The organism is Pseudomonas azotoformans (assembly GCF_001579805.1).
Taxonomy (GTDB): Bacteria; Pseudomonadota; Gammaproteobacteria; order Pseudomonadales; family Pseudomonadaceae; genus Aquipseudomonas; species Aquipseudomonas azotoformans_A.
The window spans coordinates 2,598,515-2,612,482 of record NZ_CP014546.1; the positions used below are offsets into that span (position 1 = coordinate 2,598,515).

Annotated in this window: 11 protein-coding genes and 2 pseudogenes; 4 read left to right on the top strand and 9 right to left on the bottom strand. The window is 61.7% G+C overall.

What is annotated here, in order from left to right; genetic code table 11:
• Positions 1 to 209: 209 nt before the first annotated feature.
• The 4 genes and pseudogenes from AYR47_RS12060 to AYR47_RS12075 form a co-directional block, all read right to left on the bottom strand.
• The gene (locus tag AYR47_RS12060) at positions 210 to 1,574 is read right to left on the bottom strand and encodes a heavy metal sensor histidine kinase (RefSeq protein WP_033899492.1); all 1,365 of its coding nucleotides are present in this window, start codon (positions 1,572 to 1,574) and stop codon (positions 210 to 212) included.
• On the bottom strand, positions 1,564 to 2,241 hold the full coding sequence (locus AYR47_RS12065; protein WP_033899495.1) for a heavy metal response regulator transcription factor: 678 nt from the start codon (positions 2,239 to 2,241) through the stop codon (positions 1,564 to 1,566). The genes AYR47_RS12060 and AYR47_RS12065 overlap by 11 nt, the downstream gene beginning before the upstream one ends.
• Before the next feature lie 31 nt (positions 2,242 to 2,272).
• Positions 2,273 to 5,372, bottom strand: a pseudogene (locus AYR47_RS12070) (multidrug efflux RND transporter permease subunit).
• The gene (locus tag AYR47_RS12075; protein ID WP_061435359.1) at positions 5,369 to 6,538 is read right to left on the bottom strand and encodes an efflux RND transporter periplasmic adaptor subunit; all 1,170 of its coding nucleotides are present in this window, start codon (positions 6,536 to 6,538) and stop codon (positions 5,369 to 5,371) included. The pseudogene AYR47_RS12070 and the gene AYR47_RS12075 overlap by 4 nt, the downstream one beginning before the upstream one ends.
• Positions 6,539 to 6,752: 214 nt before the next feature.
• Between AYR47_RS12075 and AYR47_RS12080 the strand changes: the two genes are divergently transcribed.
• The 4 genes and pseudogenes from AYR47_RS12080 to AYR47_RS12090 all read left to right on the top strand — a co-directional run bounded on the left by AYR47_RS12080 (position 6,753) and on the right by AYR47_RS12090 (position 9,612).
• Entirely contained in the window at positions 6,753 to 6,986 is a 234-nt protein-coding gene (locus AYR47_RS12080) for a hypothetical protein (RefSeq protein WP_033899501.1), read from the top strand.
• Positions 6,987 to 7,150: 164 nt separating this feature from the next.
• On the top strand, positions 7,151 to 7,921 hold the full coding sequence (locus AYR47_RS12085) for a transporter substrate-binding domain-containing protein (RefSeq protein WP_061435360.1): 771 nt from the start codon (positions 7,151 to 7,153) through the stop codon (positions 7,919 to 7,921).
• 194 nt (positions 7,922 to 8,115) lie between these two features.
• Positions 8,116 to 8,310, top strand: a pseudogene (locus tag AYR47_RS33395) (PAS domain-containing protein); the annotation flags it as partial.
• Between the two features lie 153 nt (positions 8,311 to 8,463).
• A complete protein-coding gene (locus AYR47_RS12090; RefSeq protein WP_420492064.1) occupies positions 8,464 to 9,612 on the top strand; it encodes a methyl-accepting chemotaxis protein in 1,149 nt (382 codons plus the stop codon).
• On the opposite strand, the gene AYR47_RS12095 is transcribed toward AYR47_RS12090, so the two are convergent.
• From AYR47_RS12095 to AYR47_RS12115, 5 genes are all read right to left on the bottom strand, one after another.
• On the bottom strand, positions 9,590 to 10,333 hold the full coding sequence (locus tag AYR47_RS12095; protein WP_061435363.1) for a YkgJ family cysteine cluster protein: 744 nt from the start codon (positions 10,331 to 10,333) through the stop codon (positions 9,590 to 9,592). The genes AYR47_RS12090 and AYR47_RS12095 overlap by 23 nt on opposite strands.
• Before the next feature lie 107 nt (positions 10,334 to 10,440).
• Positions 10,441 to 10,923: a GNAT family N-acetyltransferase gene (locus tag AYR47_RS12100; RefSeq protein ID WP_061435364.1), complete on the bottom strand. Its 483-nt coding sequence runs from the start codon at positions 10,921 to 10,923 to the stop codon at positions 10,441 to 10,443.
• Positions 10,920 to 11,822, bottom strand: a complete 903-nt coding sequence (locus AYR47_RS12105) for a chemotaxis protein CheV (protein ID WP_016974976.1) — start codon at positions 11,820 to 11,822, stop codon at positions 10,920 to 10,922. Before AYR47_RS12105 ends, AYR47_RS12100 begins: the two co-directional genes overlap by 4 nt.
• An 86-nt stretch (positions 11,823 to 11,908) precedes the next feature.
• The gene (locus AYR47_RS12110; protein WP_033899525.1) at positions 11,909 to 12,883 is read right to left on the bottom strand and encodes a 2-hydroxyacid dehydrogenase; all 975 of its coding nucleotides are present in this window, start codon (positions 12,881 to 12,883) and stop codon (positions 11,909 to 11,911) included.
• Positions 12,884 to 12,945: 62 nt separating this feature from the next.
• Positions 12,946 to 13,914 carry a LysR family transcriptional regulator gene (locus AYR47_RS12115; RefSeq protein ID WP_016974978.1) on the bottom strand — a complete coding sequence of 323 codons (969 nt, stop codon included), beginning with the start codon at positions 13,912 to 13,914 and terminating at the stop codon, positions 12,946 to 12,948.
• Positions 13,915 to 13,968: the final 54 nt, after the last annotated feature.

Sequence of the window (13,968 nt, forward strand, 5' to 3'; positions counted from 1 at the left end):
CTTTTTTACGGCAAAAAAAAGCCGCTGAAGTCAGCGGCTTTAAGACAGATTCCCAGTGTAGAGCCCTGGAAAAAAGTCGAGGGAAATTCGGGTAAGCGGAGACTGCCTTTGCCGTCGCGCTCATCGATGCGTCAAATTAACGCAGGCGAGCGGTACGATACAGAGTGTAACAAGATAATGACTGTTGCCCAAATCGCAACAGTCAGAGGTTAGACCGGCAGGGTGATGCCAAACGTATTCCCGCCACCCTCGCTGCGCACGAACACATCACCGCCGTGCATCAAGGCAATCGCCTTGACGATGGCCAGTCCCAGGCCGTGATTGGCCCCGCTGTTGCTGCGCGACGCGTCCACTCGATAGAAGCGTTCGAACAGGCGCGGCAGATGTTCGCTGGCAATCGCGTCACCGGGGTTGGTCACGCCGATTGCCACCTGGTGCTCCTGCACCTCGATGTTTACAACGATGACCTGTCCGGGTGCGGTGTGTTGTACCGCATTGCTCAGCAGGTTGATCAAGGCACGGCGAAGGTGGGCTTTTTCGATCTGCACCGTGGCATCGCCGCGTACCTGCACCTCGACTTGCGCGTCTTCGAGGATGAAGTCCAGGTAGTCGAGGGTGGTCGCCACTTCATCGGCCAGGGAGCTTTCGATCAGCTTGGTGGCCTTGCTGCCCTGGTCGGCGCTGGCGAGGAACAGCATGTCATTGATGATCGAACGCAGCCGCTCCAGTTCTTCGAGATTGGATTGCAGCACTTCGAAGTAATGCTCGGCCGACCGTCCTCGGGTCAGGGCCACCTGGGTCTGGCCGATCAGGTTGGTCAGCGGCGAGCGCAGTTCATGGGCCACGTCGGCGTTGAACGACTCCAGGCGCGAATAGGCCTGCTCGACGCGATCCAGGGTGGAGTTGAACGAGTTGACGAACTGGCTCAGTTCCGGCGGCAACGGTGACAGCTGCAGACGACCGGAGAGCTTGGGTGGTGCGAGTTTCTGCGCCTCATCCGAGAGTTTGCCCAACGGCTTGAGGCCGATGCGCGCGACCCAGAAACCCAATAACGAAGCGAGTACCACGCCGACCAATGCGAGGCTGACCAACGCGACCAACAGGTGGTGCTGGGTGGCTCGGAAATTCTCGGTATCGATGGCGATCATGAAACGCAGCGGCGGGCGCTGATCCTTGGCCGGGAACTGGCTCACCAGCACCTTGAACGGGTATTTGCGCCCCGGCAAGCGCAAGTCGCGCTTGCCCGTCGGCCCCTCGGCAAAGGCGCGGATCTGCGCATCGGGGTTGCCGTATTCGTAGTTCGGATCACTGCTTACCACCCAGAAACGGATGCGTTTGTCTTCCTCGCCCAGCAACTTGAGCTTGGCTTGCATCTTCACCCAATGGTCCGGCGTGCCGAAGCGGTTGACCGAAGACTCCAACACGCTATAGCGCGCATCCAACTCGGCGCCCGGCAACAAACCCAGGCTGCGGTCCACCTGCTGATACAGCGCGCCGCCGATCAACAGGAAGATCAACGCCGCTACCAGCGTGAACAGGCTGCTGAGGCGCAGGGCGATGGAGTTAGCCGACACTACGACTCTCCAGCACATACCCCATGCCCCGGATGGTGTGCAGCAGTTTGGTGTCAAACGGCCCATCGAGCTTGGCGCGCAGGCGCTTGATCGCCACTTCCACCACGTTGGCGTCGCTGTCGAAATTGATGTCCCAGACCATTTCCGCAATCGCGGTCTTGGACAGGATTTCGCCTTGGCGCCGCGCCAATACGCTGAGCAGCGAGAACTCCTTGGCAGTCAGGTCCAGGCGCAGGCCGTTGCGGCTGGCCTTGCGGCTGATCAGGTCGATCCACAGGTCCGCGACGGTCACCTGCACCGGTTCATGCCCACCGCTTCGGCGGGTCAGGGCTTGCAGGCGGGCCACCAGTTCCAGGAAGGAAAACGGCTTGCCCAGGTAGTCGTCGGCGCCCTCGCGCAGGCCACGGATGCGGTCTTCGACGCGTTCGCGGGCAGTCAGCATGATCACCGGTGTCTGCTTGCGCGCACGCAGCGCTCGCAACACGCCAAAGCCATCGAGGCCGGGCAGCATCACGTCGAGCACGATTACCGCGTAGTCGTTTTCCAGCGCAAGGTGCAAGCCTTCGACGCCTTCGCGCGCCACGTCGACGGTGTAGCCTTGCTCTGTCAGGCCGCGATGCAGGTAATCCGCGGTTTTTTCTTCATCTTCAATAATCAGGACGCGCATGAGCCTTTTGCTCCAGGCCGGGGCCTCAGCCTCATTGTGTGGCCGCCAACGCAGGCGTTGGTTTGGGCTTGTGGAAAAACTTCTCAAGGTACAAGTATATGACCGGCGTGGTGAACAGCGTCAGCGCCTGGCTCACCAGCAGGCCGCCGACCACCGAGATACCCAGCGGCTGGCGCAGTTCCGCACCGGCGCCATAGCCGAGCATCAGGGGCAGGGCGCCGAGCAATGCGGCCAATGAGGTCATGATGATCGGCCGGAACCGTGTGATACATGCTTCGAAGATCGCATCATGGGGCGACAGCCCCCGTGTGCGCTGGGCGTCCAGGGCGAAGTCGATCAGCAGGATACCGTTCTTCTTGACGATACCGATCAACAGCACCAGGCCGATCAGCGCCATGATCGAGAAGTCCTGGCCCAACAGCCACAACATGATCAGGGCGCCCAGGCCGGCAGAGGGCAACGTCGAGATGATCGTCAGCGGGTGCACGAAGCTTTCATACAGCACACCGAGAATGATGTAGACCGCCACCAGCGCCGCGAGGATCAACCAGGGTTGGCTGGCCAGCGAACTCTGGAACGCCTGCGCCGCCCCCTGGAAGTTGCCGATGATCGAGGCGGGCATGCCGATTTCGTTTTTCGCCTGGTTGAGCAGGATCACCGCGTCGCCCAACGCCACACCGGGCGCCAGGTTGAACGACAGGTTGGCGGCCGGGAACATGCCGTCGTGACTGATGGACAAAGGCCCGACCGTAGGCGCATCGACGCTGGCGACCGCCGACAACGGCACCATTTCATTGGTCAGCGGCGAACGTAGGTAGAAGTAATTCAGGCTTTCGGCCTTGCCGCGCTGCTGCGTGTCCAGTTCCAGCACCACCTGGTACTGGTTGATTTCGGTCTGGAACTCATTGACCTGGCGTTGGCCGAAGGCGTCGTAAAGTGCCTGGTCGACGTCGGTGGCGGTCAGGCCGAAACGTGCGGCGGCGCGGCGGTCGATGGTGATGTGGGTAATGCTGCCGCCCAGTTGCAGGTCGTTGGAGATATCGCGGAACGCGGGTATGGAGCGCAATTTCTCGGTCAGGCGCTGGGTCCAGGTATTCAGCGTCGCGCCGTCGTTACTCTTGAGTACGTACTGGTATTGGCTACGGCTGGGGCCCGAGCTTAGGTTGATGTCCTGGCCCGCACGCAGGTACAGCACGATGCCCGGCACTTTGGCCAGCTTGGGGCGGATGCGATCGATGAATTGGCTGGCGGACACATCCCGGTCGCCTCGGGGAACAAGGGAAATCCAGAAGCGACCGTTGGCGATGGTCTGGTTGCTACCGGTCACGCCGACGGAATGGGAGAACGCGCGCACAGCCGGATCAGCCTTCATGATCTCAGCCAGCGCCTTGTGCTTTTCGACCATGTCCGGGTAAGACACGTCCGCAGCCGCCTCGCTGGTGCCGAGGATGAAACCGGTGTCTTGTACCGGGAAGAATCCCTTGGGGATAAACACATAGCCGGCCACGGCCAGCGCCAGGGTCAGCATGAAAATGCCGGCCATGGTGCGTTGGTGGGCCAGGGCGCGGCGCAGGGTTCTTTCGTAGGCTGCCAGCAGCCTTTCACCAAAGCCGGGTTTGTCATGGGGACGATGGCTGGGCGCATTCATGAACAATGCGGCCAGGGTCGGCGCGAGTGTCAGGGACACCACCACGGAAATCAGGATGGTCGAGGTGGCGGTCAAGGCAAACTCCTTGAACAGCCTGCCGACCACGCCGCCCATGAACAGCAGCGGGATGAACGCCGCCACCAGGGACACGCTGATGGACACCACCGTAAAGCCAATTTCGCTGGAGCCCTTGATTGCCGCCTCGCGTTTGTCCAGCCCTGTCTCAAGGTGGCGATGGATGTTCTCCACCACCACAATCGCATCGTCCACCACAAACCCCACGGCCACCACGATGGCGACCAGGGTCAGGTTGTTCAGGCTGAAGCCCATCACATACATCAAGGCAAAACTGGCGATCAACGACACGCCCAGTACGCTGGACACAATCACGGTTGCCGACCACTGGCGCAGGAAAATCGCCATGACGCCGATCACCAGCAACACGGCGATCAGCAGAGTCATTTCCACTTCGTGCAGCGAGGCGCGGATGGTGGTGGTGCGGTCCATCAACACGCTGACCTGCACCGAGGCCGGCAGCATGGCCTCCAGGCGCGGCAGTTCGGGCCTGGATGCGCTCCACGGTCTCGACAATGTTGGCGCCGGGCTGGCGGGTGATCACCAGGTTGACGCCGGGTGTGTCCACGGCCCAGGCCTGAACGTAGGCGTTTTCCGAACCATCAACCACCTTGGCCACGTCGCGCAGTTGAACGGGGGCGCCGTTCTTGTAGGAAACGATCAGGTCGCCGTATTCATCCGGGTGGAACAGTTGGTCGTTGGTTGCCAGGGTGGACACGCTGTTCTTGCCATACAACGCACCTTTTGCCAGGTTCAGGCTCGATTGCTGGATCGCCAGGCGGATGTCGGCCAGGGTCAAGCCGATGGCGGCGAGCTTGTCGGGAGACGCTTGCACGCGAATCGCCGGGCGTTGCTGGCCGGTAATGTTGATCTGGCCGACGCCGTCGATCTGGCTGATCTGCCGGGCCAGCAGGGTTTCCACCAGATCGCTCAGTTCGGTGCCGGGCATGTCATGGGAGCTGACACTGACGATCAGCACCGGGCTGTCTGCCGGGTTGACCTTACGCCAGGTCGGCAGACTCGGCATGTCACTCGGCAGTTTGCCGGCGGCGGTGTTGATGGCGGCCTGCACTTCCTGCGCAGCGGTGTCGATGCTCTTATCGAGGGTAAATTGCAGGGTCAGCAAGGTGGAGCCCAAAGCACTGCTGGACGTCATCTGGGTCATGCCGGGGATGGCGCTGAACTGCACCTCCAGCGGGGTCGCAATCGACGATGCCATGGTGTCGGGGCTGGCGCCGGGCAGTTGCGCGGTCACTTGGATCGTCGGAAATTCGGCTTCCGGCAACGGGGCGATAGGCAGCTTGGGAAAGGCAATCAGTCCGAGCAGCACCAGGGCGAAGGTCAGCAACAGGGTGGCGACCGGACGGTCGATGCACCAGGCGGAAATCGAGCCCCGCGATGTCGTCATGGCTGCACCTTGGCGTCAGCGGTCTGGATCGCCTGGGGTGGCTCCTTGAGAATTTCGACCTTGGCGCCGGCCTTGAGCCGCGACTGGCCATCGCTGACCAGCACATCGCCGACCTGAACACCTTTGAGGATATTGCGGTCGCTGTCCTGATACACCACTTGCACCGGCACGATGTCGACCTTGTCGCCGTTGACGCGGTACACGAAGTGCGAGTCCAGGCCGCGTTGCACAACGCTGGGCGGCACTGCCAGGGCGTTGCGGTCGAGGGCGGTCTGGATCTTGATCGTCACCAGCTGGCCCGGCCAGAGTTTCTGCGTGCTGTTGCTGAATTCGGCCTTGGCGCGGATGGTGCCGGTGGTGCCGCTGATCTGGTTGTCGATCAGGCTCAAGCGGCCTTGGCCCAGCAGGTCGGAGTTTTCACTTTCGGTATCGGCACCGAGGTAGGCGTCCACGCGTGCGGGATAAGCGGCCGCGATCAGGCCCTGCAATGTCGGTAGCATCTGTTGCGGCAGAGAGAATTCGATGGCAATCGGGTCGATCTGGGTGACCGAGAACAGCCCCTGGGCATCGCTCATGCGCAGGAAGTTGCCTTCATCCACGCTGCGGATACCGACGCGGCCGGTGACCGGTGAGCGAATCTGCGTGTACGACAGTTGTACCTGGGCCGCGTCGATGGCGGCTTGATTACCTTGTATCGTCGCTTTCAACTGGTTGACCAGCGCCTGTTGCTGGTCATAGGTCTGCTTGGAAATGCCGTCATCGACACTCAGTTCCTTGTAGCGCTTGAGGTTGACCACGGCCACTTGCAACTGCGCCTGGCTCTCGCCCAGTTGCGCCTTGGCCTGGTCAAGGCTGGCGCGGATCGAGCGGTCATCGATGGTCGCCAATAGATCGCCAGCCTTGACCAGTTGCCCTTCCTTGACCAGCAATCGCGTGAGGATGCCGTCGATTTGCGGGCGGATGACCACGCTGTGCAACGACAGCACCGAGCCGATGCCCGTGACGTAGCGTGGCAAATCCTGTTCCACCACTTTCATCACGCGGACCGGCACGGCCGTGGAGGCGACCAGCTTGGTCTTGGCGGGCCGGGTCAGCGCCCAGGCCGCCACGGCCAGTAGGATGAGGACTCCCACGATCACTGCAGTTTTTCTTCTAGGAATGTGCATGCGGTAAGGCGCCAAGACGAAGGGAAAGAGATGGGGTGAGTATTTATAGCCTGCGGACCCGGTCAGTAAAGTGACCGCTATCTGACAGCCGCGTCAGTAAAGGCCTGACCACTCGTACGACGCAGGTCAAAGATTTGCGTTGCGCAGGTATACTTCCTACATACGTGGCCCTTAATGTGTGCCCGCATCACTTCCTGCACGCCCCGGAGCTTTCATGACATCCCCGACACAATCCCCTGTTGAAGCGACCGATCTCGTCGATTCGGCCAGCGCCGATGGCGTTGAAAAAGCCGAGATCCCGGCGTTCAAGTTTCCTTTCAAGCCGGGTGAGCTGGAGGGGAGCAAGAATAACGCCCAGCCCTGGTACAAGAACGGCGCCAAGAACGGTCATACCAAGACTCCAGGCATGGCACCGCCGGGCACTCGCCGCTCCATGGGTAAACGTTAAGAATAATTCGCTGAAATGTTTCACGGACGTTGCCTACGCTGATCGCCGAACTTTCTGCTTGTAGGCCTGCGATCCTTTCTTGAAAGCTTGCACAGTTTCTGTCCAGCCCTGATTTTTTACCCGGCTGGGCAGGAGGGAGCTCTTTCCGGAAAAGGACGTATCCTGTGGCCTTTGTACGCCTGTGTGTAGCGCTTGCCCTGTTACTTGCAGTGGATGCCGTCGCGGGCCTGGATCAACCGCGACGTGAAATCCGTTTCGCCGTCGCCGCTCTATTTCCGCCTTTCCAGAGCCGCAATCCGCAAGGGCAGTTGGTCGGCCTGAATATCGAGTTGGGAAATGCCCTTTGCCAGCAGTTGAATGTGCGCTGTACCTGGGTCGACCAGGTGCTGGTGGAGAACTTCACAGACCTTGAAGCCCGCCAATTCGACGCAATCATGGGGATCGCGCCAACCACGAAGCGGCGGCGCTGGGTGAGTTTCACCGATATCCTCTATCCCTTCACGACACGGCTGGTGGCACGCCGAGACTCAGGGCTGACGCCAACCACAACGTCCCTCAAAGGCAAGCGAGTCGGTGTATTGCTGGGCAGTAATCGCGAAGCCTTCGTTCGGACTCAATGGGCCGGAAAAGGGGTGATCATCAAAAGCTTCTGGCTCAACGACGAATTGATCCGCAGCCTGGTGGCAGGCGATATCGATGCAACCTTGCAGGGCACCGTCGAAATGCGCAGCGCGTTGCTCGACACTGTAGTCGGCGAGGATTTCGACTTCATGGGCGCCGCCGTATCCGCCGAGATGTTGGGTGATGGCGTAGCGATTGCGCTGCGCAATACCGACACGGCCTTACGCGCGGAGCTCAACCGCGCCCTCGAACAGCTCAAGCACAATGGCGAATACCAACGGATCCTTGCGCCTTATCGATTGGACCCACAATGATGGCTAATTAATTGCGCGGAACATGAGCTGGATCAGTATTTGCCCTCTCGGTGCGCTTAGAGTCGACGCCCTGCCGACTCCTCCAACAATCACGAGCGCGCTTCTCCATGAAGATCAATCTGCCGGTCACCGGTCGGAATGTGGACTTTGCCCCCGACGCCAACATCCTTTCGACCACCGACCTGACCAGCGCGATGACCTACGCCAACCAGGATTTCATCGACATCAGCGGCTATAGCCGTGACGAGTTGCTGGGCATGCCGCATAACGTGCTGCGTCACCCGGATATGCCACCCGAGGCATTTGCCCATATGTGGCAAACCCTCAAGGGCGGGCGGTCGTGGATGGGCATGGTGAAAAACCGCTGCAAGAACGGCGATCACTATTGGGTCAGCGCCTATGCCACGCCGGTCACCCGCGACGGAGCGACGGTGGAGTATCAATCGGTGCGCACCAAGCCGGATGCCCGCAGGATTGCCCTGGCAGAGCGGGCGTACGCGCGCTTGCGAGCCGGCAAGCGCCCGACGTGGCCGGCCATCGGCATGGGCATGAAACTGCTGGCGTGGGTCGCCGTCACCTGTGGTGGGACCTGGGCGCTGGGCCTGGGCTTGGTGGAATACGCGTTGCCTTGGCAATTACTGGCGCTGTTGGTGGGCTGTGCGGTCGGGGCTGTGGGTGTGCAAGTGATCCTGCGGCCCCTGGCCCAGTTGCAAGCGCGGGCGCGCCGTATCGCCGACAACCCTATAAGCCAGGCGATCTACACCGGACGCCGCGACGAGTGCGGGCAGGTCGAGTTTGCCTTGCATATGCTCGAAGCCCAGGTGGGCGCTGTGGTGGGCCGTATCGGCGATGCGTCCCAGCGCCTGTCCGGCCATGCCGCGCAATTGGTGCGGCACCTCGACAGCAGCCACGCCAGTAGCCTGGATCAGCAAACCCAGACCGACCAAGTGGCGGCGGCGATCCACCAGATGGCCGCCAGTGTGGCCGAAATGGCCAACCACGCGCAGCAGGCGTCCAAGGCTGCCGACCAGGCTGGCAGCGAAACCCGCGAAGGCCATCAGCGGGTGGATCAAAGCCGTGATGCCGTGTTGCGCCTGTCCCAGGAACTGGCGCGGGCGACTGAGGTGATTCACCAGTTGGAAAGCCACAGCGGCGAGATCAGCAGCGTGCTGGAAGTGATCCGCACGATTGCCGAGCAGACCAACCTGCTGGCGTTGAATGCCGCTATCGAGGCTGCGCGCGCGGGAGAGCAGGGGCGCGGGTTTGCCGTGGTGGCCGATGAAGTACGCGGCCTGGCCCAGCGCACCCAGCAATCGACCGATGAAATCCAGCGCATGATCAGCACCCTGCAAGGCGGCGCGCGGGATGCTGTGCAGGCCATGGCGCAAAGCAGCGAGCATGTCCAGGCCAGTGTCGAACAAGCGCAACGGGCCGCCGCCGCGCTGGACGGCATCAGCCAGCGCGTCACGCAAATCACCGCCATGAGCCAGCAGATTGCAACAGCCGTGGAGGAGCAGAGCGCGGTGAGCGAAGACATCAACCGCAATATTGTAGGCATCCGAAACGCCGGGGAGGCCACCGTCAGCGCCGGGCAGCAGAGCCAGCTCAGCTCAAGCGATGTGGCGGCGCTGGCGGAGGATTTGCGTCAGTTGGCGCGAGAGTTCTGGTCTAAGCCGCGCGTAGCGGGATAAACGCATAGTTGGCCGGCACCTCGGTGGCAATCTGCGCCCCGGCATCCAGCACCTGCTCGGCGATGTCCAGCCCCGACACATGGAACACCCATTCATTAGCCACGGACGGCTGATTCATCGCCAACTCAATCGCCTGGGCGAAGGCGCCCATGTCCGGCAAGTAAGCGGTAAAGCCATCACCCTTGAGCGCCGTGGTGCGAATGCCCAGCAAAGCGCACACCGCCTCTTTGGTCTGCACATCGTCGCGGTCGGCCTGGCGCGAGCGGCGGATCAGTTCAGCCAGTTCCTGGTCCATCAGCTCACCGCCGACGATCAGCGCCGGCCCCTGTTCCCAGGATTCTGGCGGGCAATCCTTGGCGGCGGGGTTCAACGGGATATGCGGATTGATTTCCATCGGGTAGATGCGGCACACCAATGGGCGGCGCTCATAGATGCGGCACCGGTTGTCGTCGTCAAGATTCCGGCAGCGCCCGGCGTTGTAGGCGGCAAAGGTGATTGCCACAAACGCCTCGGTATTGCCGCTGGGCACCACCACCGAACGGCGCTCGGCATGTTCGCGTTGCTGCTGGGGCAGGCCCAGGCCATTGCCCAGGAAACCTTCCACCAGAACGATGACGTTACCGCCGTCCGCCGCCCACATCCGGGCTTCTGCGAGGGTCAGGGGCACGTGGTGGTCGGAGCAGCATTTGCCGCAACCGACGCAGGAAAATTGAGTATTCATGGCGGATCTGTCACCAGGCTAGGTCAGAGGGCACGCAAGAACGGTGACGGGTTTTTACCTCTGTTCACCGATTCGCTCTCTGGAAGCAAGTTACACGCCAGTGCGTGTCAGTCCTGACTGACTAAGTCGCGTAGGACAAATGTCATCCCCGCGCTTTCATACAGCTGGCGAGCACGCCCATTGCTCTCCAGCACCTTGAGGTCCACATAGGGCTCACCGCGTTGCTTGAACACCTGGAAGCTGTGCAGCAACAGGGCACGCCCCAGCCCTTGGCCTTGGGCGCAAGGGTGAATGGAGAGGTTCTTGATAAAGGCACTGGTCCAGCATTGGGCCACGCCGAGAATGCCGTCGTTGTTGCTGACCACCAGGCACAGGGTGGGATCGAACTCGGCATCGGTGGTGAATTGGTGTCGCCAGGTTTCCAGGTTGGGCACGCGACCGCCGCCCTGTTCCTGGGTCAGGCACAACACGGCATGAATCGCTGGCGCCAGGTCGTCTCGGTAGTGGTCCAGCTGCACCCCGGCTGGCCATTGCGGGGCGGGCAGGCTGCCAGTGAGGTCGCGCCGCAGCAGTTGGAAATAATCGCTCACAGGCCTTTTTGCGCCACCGTTTGCGCGGCCACCACCAGGCACTTGGTCAGCTCTGGCGATGAGAATTTGGTAAGTACTGCGTCGGCGCCGGCCAAGCGGGCTTTTTCGCTGTTCATCGCGCTGTCCAGGGAGGTGTGCAGCAGTACATAGAGGTGTTGGAAATCCGGAGTTTCGCGCAGGGTGCGGGTCAGGGCGTAGCCGTCCATTTCCGACATTTCGATGTCCGACACCACCACATTGATCTGCTCGACCGTGCCTTGCAGCTCCAGCAACACATCGATGGCTTCCTTGGCACTGCGCGCGGTGTGGCAGGTGAGGCCGAGGTTACGCAGAGTGTGCACCGATTGCTGCAGGGCGACCTGACTGTCGTCCACCACCAGGATGCGCGCGTTGCCGAGTACTTCGGCTTCTTCCATGGTCAGGTCGGTCGGCGCCGCTTCGATGGGTGCCGGCGCGATGCCGTGGATGACTTTCTCGATATCCAGCACCTGCACCAGGCCGCCTTCCACCTGGGTGACCCCGGTGATGAACGCGCGGTTGCCGCCAGAACCATAGGGCGGCGGACGGATGTCGGTGGTCAGGCAATGCACGATCTTGCTCACCGCTTGCACGTGCAACCCTTGCTTGGAGCGGCTTACGTCGGTGACGATCAGGCAGCCGCCGTCGGGGTCTGCCAACGGCATTTCGCCGAGGGCGCGGCTCAGGTCGATCACCGCCAGCGAGTTACCGCGCAGGGTGGCGATGCCTTTGACGTGGGGGTGGGACTCCGGCAGCTTGGTCAGCGGCGGGCAGGGAATGATTTCGCTGACTTTCAGCAGGTTGATCGCCATCAGCTTGCCGCTGCGCAAGGTAAAGAGCAGAAGCGAAAGTGAGTCTGCGCGGGCTTTGGTGGTGGACATAAAAACCTTCTGTGGATCAGGGATGACGATCTATGGAAGGTTATCGACTTGAGAGGCCCATGCTTTAGGGGCATGGGCCCTTAAAGTCAGCCCTTCCACACCTGCGGGTTCACCAGGTCCTGCGGGCGTTGGCCCAGCAGGGCGCTGCGCAGGTTTTCCAGGGCGCGGTTGGCCATGGCTTCACGGGTTTCGTGGGTGGCCGAGCCGATGTGCGGCAAGGTCACGGCATTGCTCAGTTGGAACAGCGGCGACTCTGCCAGAGGCTCCTGCTCATACACATCCAGCCCGGCGCCACGGATGCGCTGGTTTTGCAGGGCTTCGATCAGCGCCGGCTCGTCGACTACCGGGCCACGGGAGATGTTGATCAGGATCGCGCTGGACTTCATCAAGCCCAGCTCGCGGGTGCTGATCAGGTGACGGGTCTTGTCGCTCAACGGCACCACCAGGCAGACGAAATCCGCCTCGGCCAGCAACTGATCGAGGCTGCGAAACTGTGCGCCCAGTTCCTGCTCCAGGGCTGGCTTGCGGCTGTTGCCGCTGTACAGGATCGGCATGTTGAAACCCAGGCGCCCACGCCGCGCCACGGCCGCACCGATGTTGCCCATGCCGACGATGCCCAGCGTTTTGCCATGCACGTCGCAACCGAATAACGGCGCGCCGACGCTGGCTTTCCACTGGCCGGCCTTGGTCCAGGCGTCCAACTCGGCCACTCGGCGGGCGCTGCTCATGAGCAGGGCGAAGGCCAGGTCAGCGGTGCTTTCGGTAAGCACGTCGGGGGTGTTGGTGAGCATGATCCCGCGTTCGTTGAAGTACGCCACATCGTAGTTGTCGTAGCCCACCGACACGCTGGACACCACTTCCAGCTTGCTCGCGCCCTGCAACTGTTCACGCCCCAGCTTGCGGCCCACGCCGATCAGGCCGTGGGCGTGGGGCAGGGCTTCATTGAATTGAGCGTTGAGGTCGCCCAGCTTGGGGTTGGGCGCGATCACCTCGAAATCCTGTTGCAGGCGTTCGATCATTTCCGGGGTGACGCGGCTGAAGGCGAGGACAGTCTTTTTCATTGCAGGCGGGCTCATCGACTACGGAAGAATGCCAAGCACGCTAACATTCCTGTTGCGGATTGTCAGTTCGCCATCCGCACGCCGCTGAGGCTGCCACTCAACTCATACGCCACCAGTTCCGCCTGGTGCGCCGCCAGAATTTCCGGCAGCGAACCGCGCAAGTATTCCACCCAGGTCTTGATCTTCGCATCCAGGTATTGGCGCGACGGATAGATGGCGTACAGGTTCAGTTCCTGGGAACGGTAGTTGGGCATCACCCGCACCAGGGTGCCGTTGCGCAGGCCTTCGATGGCCGCGTACACGGGTAACAGGCCGACGCCCATGCCGCTGGTGATCGCGGTTTTCATCGCATCGGCGGAGTTCACCAGGAACGGCGAGGTGTTGATCGCCACGCTTTCCTGGCCTTCGGGGCCGTTGAAGGTCCATTTGTCCAGCTGGATCACCGGGCTGACCAAGCGCAGGCAGGCATGGTTGAGCAAATCCTGTGGGCGCTGCGCGCAACCTTTGGCCTTGACGTAATCCGGCGAGGCACACGCGATGCTGTAAGTAATGCCCAGGCGCTGGGAGACAAAACCCGAGTCCGGCAACTCGCTGGCCAGCACGATGGAGACGTCGTAGCCCTCATCGAGCAGGTCCGGCACACGGTTGGCCAGGGTCAGGTCGAAGGTCACGTCCGGATGGGTGCGGCGGTAGCGCGCAATCGCATCAATGACGAAGTGCTGGCCGATACCGGTCATGGTGTGCACTTTCAACTGCCCGGCGGGGCGCGCGTGGGCGTCGCTGGCCTCGGCCTCGGCTTCCTCGACATAGGCCAGGATCTGTTCGCAGCGCAGCAGATAACGTTTGCCGGCCTCGGTCAGCGCGATGCGGCGGGTGGTGCGATTGAGCAAGCGGGTTTGCAGATGGGCCTCAAGGTTGGAGACCGCGCGCGACACATTGGCCGTGGTGGTATCCAGTTGCACGGCGGCGGCGGTGAAGCTGCCAGCTTCGGCCACGCAACTGAAGGCGCGCATGTTTTGCAAAGTGTCCATGGAGTGTTCTCAGGGGAGATAACAAATTGTGACAGAAAGTTACGCCGTCCAGTG